Origin of the sequence: Paenibacillus taichungensis, from assembly GCF_047302525.1 — a bacterium.
GTDB classification, from domain to species: Bacteria; Bacillota; Bacilli; order Paenibacillales; family Paenibacillaceae; genus Paenibacillus; species Paenibacillus taichungensis_B.
This window is the reverse complement of sequence record NZ_CP168020.1, coordinates 162,447-176,327: the sequence shown is the minus strand read 5'-3', so window position 1 is coordinate 176,327 and position 13,881 is coordinate 162,447. Positions and strand designations below refer to the sequence as shown.

General features: G+C 48.8%; 13 protein-coding genes and 1 riboswitch. Of the genes, 8 read left to right on the top strand and 5 right to left on the bottom strand.

From position 1 onward, the window contains the following. The first annotated feature begins 205 nt into the window (after nt 1–205). Nucleotides 206–1,441, top strand: a complete 1,236-nt coding sequence (locus ACDJ58_RS00990; protein WP_413374762.1) for an MFS transporter — start codon at nt 206–208, stop codon at nt 1,439–1,441. Between the two features lie 182 nt (nt 1,442–1,623). Here the strand turns inward: ACDJ58_RS00990 and ACDJ58_RS00985 are convergent, their stop codons facing one another. Continuing rightward, nucleotides 1,624–2,112: a hypothetical protein gene (locus tag ACDJ58_RS00985; RefSeq protein ID WP_413374760.1), complete on the bottom strand. Its 489-nt coding sequence runs from the start codon at nt 2,110–2,112 to the stop codon at nt 1,624–1,626. A gap of 186 nt (nt 2,113–2,298) precedes the next feature. Between ACDJ58_RS00985 and ACDJ58_RS00980 the strand changes: the two genes are divergently transcribed. From ACDJ58_RS00980 to ACDJ58_RS00950, 7 genes are all read left to right on the top strand, one after another. Further along, nucleotides 2,299–2,685: a VOC family protein gene (locus ACDJ58_RS00980; RefSeq protein WP_413374758.1), complete on the top strand. Its 387-nt coding sequence runs from the start codon at nt 2,299–2,301 to the stop codon at nt 2,683–2,685. 16 nt (nt 2,686–2,701) lie between these two features. Continuing rightward, nucleotides 2,702–3,457, top strand: a complete 756-nt coding sequence (locus tag ACDJ58_RS00975) for an NAD-dependent epimerase/dehydratase family protein (RefSeq protein WP_413374756.1) — start codon at nt 2,702–2,704, stop codon at nt 3,455–3,457. 145 nt (nt 3,458–3,602) lie between these two features. After that, nucleotides 3,603–3,715: riboswitch (TPP riboswitch) on the top strand. A gap of 221 nt (nt 3,716–3,936) precedes the next feature. After that, nucleotides 3,937–4,977: an ABC transporter substrate-binding protein gene (locus tag ACDJ58_RS00970; RefSeq protein WP_408893693.1), complete on the top strand. Its 1,041-nt coding sequence runs from the start codon at nt 3,937–3,939 to the stop codon at nt 4,975–4,977. A 223-nt stretch (nt 4,978–5,200) separates the two neighbouring features. Then, on the top strand, nt 5,201–5,491 hold the full coding sequence (locus ACDJ58_RS00965; protein ID WP_024632265.1) for an MTH1187 family thiamine-binding protein: 291 nt from the start codon (nt 5,201–5,203) through the stop codon (nt 5,489–5,491). Beyond that, nucleotides 5,491–6,249 carry an ABC transporter permease gene (locus ACDJ58_RS00960; protein ID WP_063566244.1) on the top strand — a complete coding sequence of 253 codons (759 nt, stop codon included), beginning with the start codon at nt 5,491–5,493 and terminating at the stop codon, nt 6,247–6,249. Before ACDJ58_RS00965 ends, ACDJ58_RS00960 begins: the two co-directional genes overlap by 1 nt. 43 nt (nt 6,250–6,292) lie before the next feature. Then, the gene (locus ACDJ58_RS00955) at nt 6,293–7,192 is read left to right on the top strand and encodes an ABC transporter ATP-binding protein (RefSeq protein WP_413374753.1); all 900 of its coding nucleotides are present in this window, start codon (nt 6,293–6,295) and stop codon (nt 7,190–7,192) included. A 95-nt stretch (nt 7,193–7,287) separates the two neighbouring features. Then, nucleotides 7,288–8,094 carry a TatD family hydrolase gene (locus ACDJ58_RS00950; RefSeq protein ID WP_413374751.1) on the top strand — a complete coding sequence of 269 codons (807 nt, stop codon included), beginning with the start codon at nt 7,288–7,290 and terminating at the stop codon, nt 8,092–8,094. Nucleotides 8,095–8,201: 107 nt separating this feature from the next. Here the strand turns inward: ACDJ58_RS00950 and nfsA are convergent, their stop codons facing one another. The 4 genes from nfsA to ACDJ58_RS00930 form a co-directional block, all read right to left on the bottom strand. Then, nucleotides 8,202–8,945 carry an oxygen-insensitive NADPH nitroreductase gene (nfsA, locus tag ACDJ58_RS00945; protein ID WP_413374749.1) on the bottom strand — a complete coding sequence of 248 codons (744 nt, stop codon included), beginning with the start codon at nt 8,943–8,945 and terminating at the stop codon, nt 8,202–8,204. Beyond that, on the bottom strand, nt 8,929–9,537 hold the full coding sequence (locus ACDJ58_RS00940; protein WP_053779827.1) for a TetR family transcriptional regulator: 609 nt from the start codon (nt 9,535–9,537) through the stop codon (nt 8,929–8,931). The genes nfsA and ACDJ58_RS00940 overlap by 17 nt, the downstream gene beginning before the upstream one ends. 227 nt (nt 9,538–9,764) lie before the next feature. After that, entirely contained in the window at nt 9,765–10,925 is a 1,161-nt protein-coding gene (locus tag ACDJ58_RS00935) for a YhgE/Pip domain-containing protein (RefSeq protein WP_413374746.1), read from the bottom strand. A 335-nt stretch (nt 10,926–11,260) separates the two neighbouring features. Beyond that, nucleotides 11,261–13,789 carry a heavy metal translocating P-type ATPase gene (locus ACDJ58_RS00930; protein WP_413374744.1) on the bottom strand — a complete coding sequence of 843 codons (2,529 nt, stop codon included), beginning with the start codon at nt 13,787–13,789 and terminating at the stop codon, nt 11,261–11,263. Nucleotides 13,790–13,881 lie beyond the last annotated feature (92 nt).

The window sequence follows — 13,881 nt, the reverse complement described above, 5'->3', positions numbered from 1 at the left end:
AAACGCCTCCGAGTTGGATGCTCTTCAACGGCATGGTCCGATCTGTAATTGTTGTTTTTCAGTATATACGAACTTTAGCCTCCATTGCAAGTTATCCGTGCACACCCTTACATGTCCTGTTATGATAGAGATTGTTTGTTTTTAGGAAATACTCCTGAATGGCAGACTTACTACATAACATAATATCAAGAAGGAGTTTTTCTTCATGAAAAAATTGCTTTGGATTGGATGCTTGTCCTATTTCCTCATCGGACTTGCCCACGTCGTTCTCGGCTCCATCCTGCCCGTTGCCCTTGAACATTATGGCAAGGATTATAGTCAGGGAGGCACACTGATATTTGCCCAATTTGCCGGGTTCCTGGGTGGTGTACTGTTATCTCCGTGGTTGAATAAACGCTTTGGTAAGCGAGGTGGCATATTAATTGCCGCAGCTCTTCTCTGCATTGCAGAGTTATCCTATATGCTGCTGCCTCCTTGGGGCTGGATGTTCGTCATTGCACCTGCAGCCGGATTCGGATTCGGCATGATCGAGGCTGTCATCGGTACAATCATCATTGCTGCAATTAAAGATAATACGGCGGTTGCCATGAGCCGACTCGAAGTGTTATTTGGTATCGGGGCCATGGTCATGCCACTCATTGCCAGCGGTCTGATTTCTGCCGGGTACTGGCGCATGTCGTTCCTCGTGGTTGCCGTCTGTGCAGCGATGACTTTTATCTTTTGGGCCAAAAGTTCATTCGGTGAGCTGGACAGCGAGCTGAGTCGACGTAACTCAGACCAGACTCCTGGACACACTCACGCTGCTGAATCGCCAATTGGAACGAACCCTGCAGACATTAAGCCAACCCGTTCAACCTATCGCGGCCGTAATTTGGCTCTTTTGTCTTTATTTGTTCTATTTTTCTTTCTCTATGTCGGCACCGAAATGAGCCTTGCCAACTTCATGCCAGCCATTCTGATTGAGAAAATGAACATGAAGGAAGCAGGTGCCGCGCTTAGTGTTACCTGCTTCTGGATCGCCATGTCTGTTGGACGACTGTTTGCCGGATATATTGCGGAGAAGTTCCAATATCGCGTCTACGTACTGTACAGTTGCCTTGCAGCAGTTGTGCTGCTGATGATCTTTCCTTTTACCAACCAGATCTGGTCGGCATTTCTGATCATTCTGTTACTCGGGCTTGCACTATCGGGCGTATTCTCCATTGCCCTCGTCTTCGCCAGCAAAATGCTTCCTGGAACAGAAGAATCGACGCCCAGCATCCTGATTGCATCAGGTGGGGTTGGCGGTGCCATTCTGCCTTTGGTTACAGGTTGGAGTCTGGATCATCTGGAGGTTAACCAGTCCGCATGGATGCTTGCCTTTTTTGCAGTCGGTCTGCTGATTATCAGCGTGATCGCCTATCAATGGCAGCTCAGGCATACTGTAAGCTCAGCATCGTAACATCTACCGAACAGAAGATAAATTAAATTCAATTAATCATAGCTGTAAAAAGATAGGCTTCGTAGCGGTGAATGCTATGAGGCCTTTTTTGATTTAAAATGAACCATTACTTCTTTATCTTAGAGCAGTAGTCGATTGCCCAGGAAATACTTTTAGGTGCTTTAAATCGGAACTAACGTTATTTAGGTTGAAGGAACTACACTCCCTTTATCCTTAATGAATTTACCGAATACATATCGAACGAGCGGTCCCAGAATAATAATTTGGTAAGGAAGCGCCAGGCTGAAATTACGAGCAATCGTATGAAGATACGTACTTAGTACGGATGCTCCAATTAACTGATTCGCAAGATAAGCGGAAATCATTCCGTACAAGGACATGATCAGAACCATTCCAATGACCATGAAAAATGACATAGCGAGCACGCCCAAAATTTTGTTAGACTTGTCAAAAGGTAAGGAAAATGCAATTTTTCTCGCTACAGGTCCGACAATGAAGGACTCCACCAGGAACGCAATGATAAAGCACAATATGAATTGAAGCAGTATTTCAAGCGCGGACATCTTGCTCAATAACCCATTGTGCCATAAATTGAAAGTCATCATGACGATGACCATTCCTGTGCACATCATCATTCCAAAAACAATCTGTTCTTTCTTCGTTGTTGGCAATTCTCTCATCCTCTCTGTTTACCTTCGTAATTATAGAGATAATGACCCCCTCCTCATAAGTGAACATTCTGTGAACAATTATAATTTCCCCAAATTAAAATCCTATTTGACAACCCCATAGCACAGCCCTATGATATCCCTTAAAATGGTAGAAAAGATTCACCGCATATAAGGAGGATTTGGATTATGAGTTTTCAAAAGCGCATTGACCACGTCGGCATTGCCGTTCGTGATCTAGAGACCACGCTGCGTTTCTATACGGAGATTGTTGGTCTTGAATTGAAAGACCGGGTAACCCACACCAACGGTGTCATTCAGCTCGCCTTTCTCGGCTTCAACGGAAGCGATGAGACCGAGATTGAGTTGATTCAGGGATACAGCGACAAGCTGCCTTCCGAAGGTACGGTGCACCATTTTGCTATCCATGTCGATGACCTTGAGGCCGAGTACAACCGCATTAAGGCAACTGAGGCCGAGTTTATTGATGGAGAGATTATTACACTGCCTAACGGTTACCGTTATTTCTTCATCTATGGACCCGAGAAGGAATGGATTGAGTTCTTCCAGCGCTAAGAATTGGAGCTGATTTATGAACATTTTAATTACCGGCGCAGCCGGAAAAATTGGACGTGACTTGTCCCAGCACTTGTCAGAAGCATTTCACCTGCGACTAACGGATTTGAATATCGACAGACTGCATACGTATCAAGGGACAAGCCATGAGATCATGACACTTGATGTGACAGATCCAGAAGCCTGTCAGCACGCTTGCGAAGGCATGGATGTGGTTGTACATCTGGCGGGAGATCCTTCCCCGCATGCCGGATTCTATGAATCGTTGTTGGACATCAATATCAAGGGTACGTTTAATGTATTCCGTGCAGCTAAAGACCAGGGTGTGCGGAGAGTCATTCTGGCAAGCAGTGCACAGACGATTGAGGGGTATCCCATTGATGCTCAAGTCTATCCGGATATGCCGACACGCCCACGGAATTTGTACGGGGTTAGCAAATGTTTTGGTGAATCGCTCGCTTCCTATTTTGCGTATACCGAAGGTTTACAAAGTGTAGCAATACGTATAGGTGCATATGATGATTTCCAACCGGATGGACCCGCGCTGGAGGCAAGGGATATGAGCGCGTATATTAGTCCGGCTGACTTGTGTGATTTGATGTTCAAAGCAATTACAACTACAGATCTGGAGCCCTTCACCATACTGCATGGGATCTCGAATAATCGGTTTAAACGATTGAATCTGGGAACCACTCAGAAACAGGTAGGCTATGACCCGAAATCCGATGCTTTTGCACTCAGTCAGATTTCCTTATATGATTCGCCACGATAATTGTTGAAAATAACACATCTAGAGAGGTCGTTATACGCATGTATAATGGCCTCTTTGATTCATTCATACGTGCCCCTATCCAGTTCCTGACTGGACATGCGTAGGCCTCTGGCCTATAATTACACCTAGTAATGCCCGTAACTTCATAGTTTCCCAGGGGAGTCGGAATAGGCCGGCTGAGAGTGTATCCCACCAAGATACTGACCCTTAGACCTGATCTGGATCATGCCAGCGTAGGAATCGGAGTATATCGAATTGGCCCAGCCTCTTTGCTGAGTGCCACATCTCTAACGCCTGCACGCGTCCCGGATTAACGGGGCGCTTTTTTAATGTTCTTTTATATAGCCAGAGAGCTAAAAAAAGTGACGTCATCCGGATCATAGCTGGTATAAATCTGTCGATTTATGCAAGAAGCTTGGATATGAAGCCAAGGAGTACCCCGCGCCACTGGCCGGACAACATGAAGGAGAGAAATGAAGATGAGATGGCGTAAAATGATGGGCCTAATGCTCTTGTGCGTACTACTCGTGGCTGTGGCCGCATGTGGCGGCAAAGAAGCAGCACCTTCAGGAGAAAATGGCAGCAGCAACACCGAAAACAGCAATGAAGGTGACAACGCAGCCCTCAAGGACATTAAAGTGGTGCTGGACTGGACACCAAATACGAATCATACCGGCCTGTATGCGGCCGTAGATCAAGGTTTTTACAAAGCCGAAGGCTTAAATGTAGAGATAGTACAGCCAGGTGCCGGAGGCGCCGATACAATGGTAGCTTCGAACGAAGTGCCTTTTGGCGTAAGTTATCAGGAGAGTGTAACCCAGGCCCGCACACAGGGCGTACCGCTCGTGTCCATCGCTGCAGTCATTCAGCATAACACGTCCGGATTTGCCGCTCCTGCGGATCGGAACATCAAATCTCCCAAAGATTTTGAAGGCAAAACCTATGGTGGCTGGGGCTCCCCGGTAGAAGAAGCTGTGATGCAGTCCATTATGGAAGGCGAAGGCGCCGATGTATCCAAAGTAAAAAATATTAGCATGGGCGATGCAGACTTCTTCACCGCTGTGAAACGCGATATCGACTTTGCCTGGATTTTCTACGCATGGACGGGCATTGAAGCCGAACTGCGCGGCGAACCGATCGACATGCTGTATGTGAAGGATTATTCCGAAGCACTGGACTACTACACACCTGTACTCGTTACCAATGAAAAGACGATTCAGAACGATCCCGAGCTGGTTAAAGCGTTCTTGAAAGCAACTTCCGAAGGATATCAATACGCGATTGAACATCCCGAAGACGCTGCTAACATTCTGATCAAGGCCGTACCGGATCTGGATAAGGATCTTGTACTCGCAAGCCAGAAGTGGCTGAGTCCAAAATATCAGGATGACGCACCACGCTGGGGTGAGCAGAAGCAGGAAGTATGGCAGAACTACACAGATTGGATGTTTAGCAAAAAACTGCTCGATGAGCAGGTCGATGTATCCAAAGCGTATACGAACGAGTTCTTACCCCAATAAAATTATCCATATAAAATGAACTTAGTATTTATACGAGGACGAAGAGGACAGAAATAACGTGAAAAAGCGAAGCGTTCGCCTTTATCACCGGATTTTCCCTTTGGAGAAGGGAATCAAAAAAATCTGGGGATAACAGCGATTGGAAGGTTATTCTGTCATCGAAGTGGCAAGTGTAACAGTCATTAGTTCATTTTATATATTTCGAAAGGAAAAGTGATCTCTCATGGCAAGCACACTACTTAGCATTCAAGTCATTCCCAAAACGCCAAATGGCGAAAATTCCTATCCTTATGTTGATCGTGCGATTGAAGTTATTCAGCAGTCCGGCTTGAAATATCAGGTTAATCCTCTGGATACCACGATGGAGGGAGAACTGGAGGAACTGCTGGAGGTTGTCCGCAAAATGCACGAAGTTCTCGTGGAAGCCGGCAGTCCGAGCATCATCTCACAGATCAAGATCGCCCATAGCCCAAGCGGCTTCAGCATGGACACCCTAACGGAGAAATATCGCTAATGCATGCCTATTGGAAAAGCGTATGGCCGCCCTTTGTGGCGGTTATTCTCTTTATAGCGATATGGCAGGGAGCCGTCTCCCTGTTCCATATTGAGAAATGGATGCTGCCTGCGCCTTCGGACATCGCCCATGAAGCAGCGTCCCAGGCCGAGCGACTTGGCATGCATGCATGGGCAACAATCCAGCTGACATTGATAGGGTTTGCAGCAGGTACGCTCGTGGGATTACTGATTGCGATGGTGCTGCATTTGATTCCATTTTTAAAATCTGCACTCTATCCATTACTTATTCTTAGTCAAAATATACCGACCATTGCGCTTGCTCCACTCTTGCTGATCTGGTTCGGATTTGGGCTGCTGCCCAAACTGATTACCATCATCCTGGTCTGCTTCTTCCCGGTAGCTGTAGCTGCCATGGACGGATTGACCCGCACCGATGCGGCGATGATGAACTATATGCGCATGGCTGGTGCAAAACGCGGCCAAATTTTCTGGAAGCTCGAACTTCCACATGCATTGCCTTCGGTGTTCTCGGGGATTAAAATTGCCGCTACGTACAGCGTCATGGGTGCGATTATCGCCGAATGGATCGGTGCAGATAAGGGCATCGGCTATTATATGATGCTGCAAAAATCAGCCTATCGGACGGATCGTCTTTTCGTGGCAATCATGATTATTGTGGCACTGAGTTTGCTGCTCTTCCTGCTCATTGCGCTACTGGAGAAGCTGCTCGTACGCTGGCGTCCACAAAAGCGATAACTTTGAAATATGCACCATATAAAGGTTAGGAAGTGATGACAAGATGACACCCGAACACAACGAGCGGGTAGCTGCTGCGCCGGATGAAGGTGCAACCACTCCAACGAGTAGCGGAAGTCCTGAGTATGGAGCCGCGACCTTACCTGCACATCATTCATCGCCAGCGTTGGAAGTATTAAACGTGAATGCTTCGTTCCGAGAGCGACGCAGCACATTGCCCGTTCTGGATGGCCTGTCCCTGACCGTGGAACAAGGAGAATTCGTAGCCATCGTCGGTCCTTCCGGCTGTGGCAAAAGCACCCTGTTTCACATCATCGGCGGTCTGCTGAAACCTCAGGAGGGCCAAATCCTGATGAATGGTCAGGATGTCACCGGACAACGCGGCAAGATTAGCTATATGCCGCAGCAGCCTGCCCTCTTCCCATGGCGTACCATTGAGGACAATGTGCTGCTTGCAGGTGAAGTGTCTGCGGATGCACCACCCCGAGCAGAGGCGCTTGCAGATGCCCGGAAGTGGCTGAGCAGTGTCGGACTGGCTGGGTTCGAACAAGCCTATCCGCATATGTTATCGGGCGGCATGCAGCAGCGGGTTGCCTTTCTGCGCGCCCTGCTCAGTCCGCAGGAGCTGATGCTGCTAGACGAACCTTTTAGTGCGCTGGATGCACTGACCCGCAGCGACATGCAGCGCTGGCTGCTCGATATCTGGGAACAGAACCGCCGCTCGGTGCTGTTCATTACGCATAATATCGAGGAAGCATTATTACTTGCGGACCGTATCTATGTCCTATCAAATCGACCTGCAGCTGTACTTCACGAGGTGGATGTTCCCTTTGATCGTCCACGTCGCGAAGCGATCACGGAGGAATCTGCTTTTCTTGAACGGAAACGGCAGATTTCCCAGTGGATGAGAGAAGAACAGCAGAAAACCCGCCTATCTAAATAGTGCGGGTTTTTGAGTTATTTTTTCCCTAAAATGGGTGATCCAAGACAAACTACCCTGCGTATCATTGGTAAAAGACAAAAAGGAGGGGTCCATCCATGCAATCAACCGCTTTTGCACCCTTGGTCGATGCCCATCTTCACCTGGACAAATATACACCTGAAGAACAACGTGAGATGCTGCATTCCTTCCCATCCCAGCAGGTTGAGGCTGTCATCGCCGTTTCCATGAATCTAGCTTCTGCCCAGACCAACTTGGAACTAGCTTCACAATACCCTCGTACCGTATATCCGGCCTTTGGGTTCCATCCCGAGCAGCCCCTGCCGTCCCTGGCAGAGCAGGATCTATTTTTCAAATGGATCGAAAAGCATATGGGACAAGCCACAGCGATTGGGGAAGTTGGATTGCCCTATTACAACCGACAGGAAGCCGAACAGGCAGGACAACACTTTGATCAGAGCGGCTATATCGATCTGTTGGAGCGATTTATCCAGCTAGCGAAACGGCACGGTAAACCGATTGTACTGCACGCTGTATACGAGGATGCCGATATCGCCTGTGACCTGCTGGAGCAATATCATCATCGCCGGGCTCATTTCCACTGGTTCAAAGGCTCCAAGCGGACCGTCCAGCGAATGGCTGACAACGGATACTTCGTCTCATTTACACCTGATATCATATACGAAGAGGAAATTCGCGAATTAGCTCGCCAGTATCCTTCCGAGCAGGTTATGGCAGAGACCGATGGACCTTGGCCTTTCGAGGGACCTTTCCAGGGAAGAATGACGCATCCAGCCATGACGAGACAGGTTATTCAAGCGTGGAGTGAAGTGACCGGTATGGGAACGGAGCGGGCAGCGCGTCTCTTTTATCAGAATACGAAACGCTTCTACGATCTTCCTTAGGTCCGAATTGGCATCCATTCTTGTGCTGGTACCTCAACTAAATAGATATAACATGCAAAAAAAGAAGTCAGTTGGCATCTGCCAAACTGACTTCTTTTGTATTTACCTTAACGTTTCAAGAATCCTTTGCCTTCGAGGAATGGCTTCATCTGTAGACGTACCGGCTCTGTGAGACGTTTCGCCATCATTTCGGACCACGGTGTAGAGCGTTCCCCTTGGGTGCGCTCCTTCATGTATGCAGCAGTCGTTTCGTCATAGCTCTCGACGCATTTGAGGGTCTGCTCGGCGTTATAGCGGCCATGGTGTAAGACCGCATCCAGCGGTAGACGCGGACGAATACCCGTCTCCTGATCAGCAACACCAATGCACATACCATATACTGGATAGACGCCGTCAGGCAAGCCCAATACTTCGCTCACTTCCTCAATGCGGTTGCGCAGCCCGCCAATATATACAATTCCGAAACCCAGTGACTCTGCTGCAAGTGCAGCATTTTGCGATGCGAGTGCAACATCGATTGTCGCCACCATAAAGTTTTCAGTGGAGTCCTCATAGGATTCTTTTTCAGGCAAATGACGCTTGGCAGCATCACTCAGGCGATAAAGGTCAGCACACCATACGAGAAACACAGGGCATTCATTGACGTAAGACTGATTACCTGCCAATTCAGCCAATTTGGCCTTCTGCTCCTGTTCGGTAACAGCAATTATAGTATAGGCCTGCACACTACTTGAAGAGGAAGCCATCTGCCCGGCCGCCACGATTGCTGCCAGCTGCTCCTCACTTACCGGGTCTGGCTTGAATTTCCGCACAGAGCGGTGCTTCATCATCAATTCAATGGTTTCGTTCATTGCTATTCACTCCCAATCCTCGTAGTACAAATTCAATGGTCTGCTCGGCCAGCTCATCTGTGTTCATGTCCTGATAGTCAAAGCTGAATCGTGAGTTCTTGGCCCGTTTGTGCGCCAAAGCCACACCCATGACCTGAAGCATCGCATAAGATACGGACTCGATCTGAAACACGCCCTGCTCCTTGCCTTCTTGCAGCAGTTCCCTCACTTTGGTCCAGACGGGGTCCAGAAAACGAAACACGGTATCTGTGCGATGGGTACGCAGTGTAATTTCAAGCTGCACAATATCGCTCATCTCCCGGTCCGTCATCGTGAATTTTACGACTTCACCTATGATTCGTCGGATACCCTCCACAGGGGAGGACATGGACTCTTCAGCCAACTCGTTCATCATATGATCAGGAAAAAAGTGCTCAAATAATGCTTCGAACACCTTTTCTTTTCCGCCAAAATGATACGAGACCAGCGATACATTCGCACCCGCCTCATCACAGATTTGACGAACACTTGTCCCGTCATACCCCTGCTGTGCAAAAAGCTTCTTGGCTGCAAGCAAAATCCTCGTTTTTATATCCAATTCCGGTTCCGTCATTCCGTCCGCTCCTCTTGTCCGTTCTATTCATTTGCTCCAGCTCACCGGGCTGCAGCGAGACTACTCTATCGTTTCATTATGAAAGTTTGTGCATCAAAGCGCAAGGTGTGCCGCCTGTGGTCCTGCAAAGCTAGCTACCTCAACCTACTATTAAACCAAGCACCCCGGTGAAAATCACCGGGGTGCTTGATCATATCCTATGAAGAACAACCATTACGTCTGCAATATTAGCTGTTCATTTGAGCCGGGCTTGGTGCCCCAGCTGGCATGCGTTGTTTTTTCAACGACGTCACCACCAGGGAGAGGGCTACAGCAACCAGCAATACAATGGCAATTGAGCCAGCAGCGGATTGAACTCCAGGTCCACCCAGTTGAGCGCTCAGAACACCTTGAACGGCATATGTGGCAGGCAGATACTGACCAATACCACTGTAGAAGCTGTTCAGCAATTCACGTGGCACCATTGCACCGGAAGATACCAGTTGCAGCGACAGTGAAATGATGTTGAACAAGCTTCCCGCTGGTCCAAAGCAGATAAGGAAGAACTGGGAGAAGAACATGAACGTGCAGAGGAACAACGCCTGGAACAACCAGAATACGATAAATCCTTGCTCGATCTGTCCGCCCAGCGACACAATCAGTGATGATCCCAGCAGGGAAACCACAAGAGCAGACCCCAGATTAATGACTACTCTGGCACCGAACAATGTCCAGCGGGAGTGAGTAGCCGACAGCATTCCCATCGCTGTCTGCAGGTTCATACCCATAATCATGGCTCCCACATAAGAAGCGAGTACCATCATCATCGGCACCATCTGGTTGTTCATGCCGTTAACCGGATTAATAGAAGTAGTTGGACCTTCAACGCGGGTAGTCAGGTTGGCAGCAGCTTCAGCTGCCTGATCTGCAGGCGCTCCGGAAGCCGTCAACACAGCTTGCACACCTTGAGCGGTTGCTTGCTTGTTAATCGTGTTCGTCACGCTTTGCGATACGCCTTGCATCATGCTTTTGATCGTAACCGGGTTCGCCTCGTTAATAGTGTACTTGATTTCGGCAGTGGAACCGGCTGTCTGAATCAGCTCGTTAAACCCTGCAGGAATATTCAGTACCATATGAATCTTGCGATGGTTTAACTGGTCAAGTGCTTCAGCAGCACTCAGATTAGTTACGGTATGAAAAGGAAGCGTCTCAGCCATACGATCTGCGATCCCCTTGGACTGCTCTCCATCCTCATTGACAACGGCAACCGTCAATTCATTCATCCGGTCATTCACTCCGGAATATGCTGTCATCCAGATCACGCTGAAGATCACTTGGAACATAAGTGCCGTCACGATCCCCACGATTACTGGCGGTTTTTTCAACAATATACGTAAAGCCTGCAACATAAATGATGTCCTCCATTACTCATTAGTTCGAATTTGATGTAAACGATTGTTTAAATCAAACGATCGTTTTAAATTTTAAGTCTATATGTCTATATTGTCAATCTATTTCTGAAAGGTTCAGAAATATGAAGATGTGTTTCGCAAATAATGAATTTCATTTCATAAGAGGACATCACTTCACACGCTCACCTTCAATTAACAAGGAAGGGACCATTCCCTTAACATATTTCAAACACCTTTTCTCAACAAAAAAAGCACGGTCCGCCGTAGCGGACCGCACCCTATGCTTACTCTTGAGCATATTGCAAAGTTGAATCACGTCCCTCAAACGGACATCAGTCATTGCTTTTAAGTTTCATGCGTTGCAGACGCAGCGAATTCAGTACAACCGACACGGAGCTGAACGCCATGGCCGCACCTGCTAACCAAGGAGCCAGGAAGCCCACTGCTGCAATTGGAATACCAATCACGTTATAGCCAAGTGCCCAGAACAGGTTCTGCTTGATATTGCCCATCGTGCGCCGACTCATCTCGATCGCATCTGCAATACTGTTCAGATCGCCACGCATTAGCGTAATATCCGCCGCTTCCATCGCTACATCGGTTCCGGTTCCAATGGCCATACCAATATCAGCTGTAGCAAGGGCCGGAGCATCGTTGATACCATCTCCAACCATCGCTACCTTGAGGCCACTCTCCTGAAGTTTTTTCACTTCTGCCGCTTTACCCTCTGGCAATACCTCAGCCAGAACTTTATTGATTCCGGCTTGCTCCGCTACAGCACGAGCTGTCCGCTCATTGTCTCCCGTAATCATGATGACATCGATCCCCATAGCATGTAGCCGCTGAATGGCTTCCCGTGAAGTTTCCTTGATGGTGTCAGCCACGGCAACAACCCCAGCCCATTGTCCGTCTACCGCGACCAGCATCGCTGTGCGCCCTTGTTCTTCAAGGTTGTTCATCTGTTGCATGGTTTCCTCGGAGACATTCACCTTCGCATCCGTAAGCAGTCGGCGTGTCCCGACCAGGATCTCTTGTCCCTGAACCCGAGCTCGCACTCCATATCCCGGTATGTTCTCGAATTGCTCTGATTGGGTTAGCTCCAGACCTTTACCTCGGATTCCTTCTACAATGGCCTCAGCCAAAGGATGCTCCGAACTCTGCTCTGCTGCTCCCACCCGTTGCAGCAGCTCTGCTTCCGTCCATTCTGGAGCCGTCACCACATCCGTAAGCACGGGCTTGCCTTGGGTGACTGTACCTGTTTTGTCCAGTACAACGGTTTGGATCTGCTGTGCCGATTCCAGATGTTCGCCGCCTTTGAACAACACACCATACTCCGCCGCACGTCCTGATCCAGCCATAATGGACGTTGGGGTTGCGAGTCCAAGCGCACAAGGACAGGCAATGACAAGTACAGCAATCGCCTTCTCCAGCGAACCGGCAAAGTCACCGGGACTGGCGAAAAAATACCAGATCAGGAACGTGACTGCTGCGATGCCTACAACAATCGGAACAAAGATGCCTGAGATCACATCGGCAATCCGCTGAATAGGGGCCTTGGAACCCTGCGCTTGTTCAACCACTTTAATAATCTGCGATAACGCCGTGTCCGAACCCACGCGGGTCGCACGCAGTCTTAATACTCCATTTTTGTTCAGCGTAGCGCCTGTAACGGCGTCCCCCGGTTTTTTATCCACTGGCAAGCTCTCTCCGCTTAACATGGATTCGTCGACAGAAGATTGCCCCTCCTCCACGACGCCATCCACAGGAATGCTGTCTCCGGGTTTGACCAGAACGAGATCACCTACCGCGACATACGCAGACGGTACAATAACCTCCTGTCCATCACGAATCACTCTGGCTTCACGCGGAGCCAGTTCGATGAGGCTTTTGATTGCCTGAGACGAGCGCCCTTTGGCTACAGCTTCGAACCATTTTCCCAATAGGATCAACGTAATCAGGATTGCACTCGTCTCATAATAAAGCTCCACGGTTGGCATGGCTGCTGTAGCCATTCCCGTCCCACCATGATCCATCATGGTCGAAGCTGCATTGCCACTGGTCAGGGTCAGATACAGACTGTAGAAGAAAGCCGCACTTGTACCCAAAGCAACCAGTACATCCATATTGGCACTGCCATTACGGAGCGCTTTATAGGCACCTACATAGAATTGCCATCCAATCACAAACTGTACTGGCGTTGCCAACACCAGTTGGAACCACGGGTTCATGAACAGGTCCGGTACCCAGATCCACGAGGTGAATGAGAAGTGACCCACCATGGCCCAAAGGAGCGGCAAAGATAACAGGGCGGAGATCATCCACTTCCACTTTTTGCGCTGTAATTCACGCTCACGCACCGATTGGGTATCTTCCTGTGTCTGCTGCAATTCCGCACCATAACCGAGCTGCTTGATCTTCGCCGTAATATCGGTTGCCTTCAATACTCCTGCTGCAAATTCTACATGTCCCGTTTCCAGCGCCAGGTTCACGTTTGCACGGGATACACCCGGCAACCGGGAAAGACCCTTTTCGATTCGAGCAGAGCAAGCAGCACAGGTCATGCCTGTAATGTCCAGATCCACGGATTCCGTTACTGTACCATAGCCAAGCGCCTCAACCTTATCCCGCAAAGCATTGATGTTCGTTGTCTTCGGATCATAGGATACCGTTGCTTGTTCGATAGCGAGGTTAACATTCGCCTGATTGACCCCTTCCATTCGGGACAAACCCTTCTCAATCCGGGTAGAGCAGGCAGCACAGGTCATGCCTGTAATTTGCAGTGTTGTCTGCAATCCCGCTGCTTCCGGTGATGGTACGGGTTCTGATGTTGTTGCGTTGTCCGTTGTTGATGACTTATCCATGTTGTTAGCTCCTTTCTTTATAAAATATTCCTACACATTCAATACCCCCAAGGGGTATATAAAAGACAGAAAATCAGGCTTAAACAATGAAC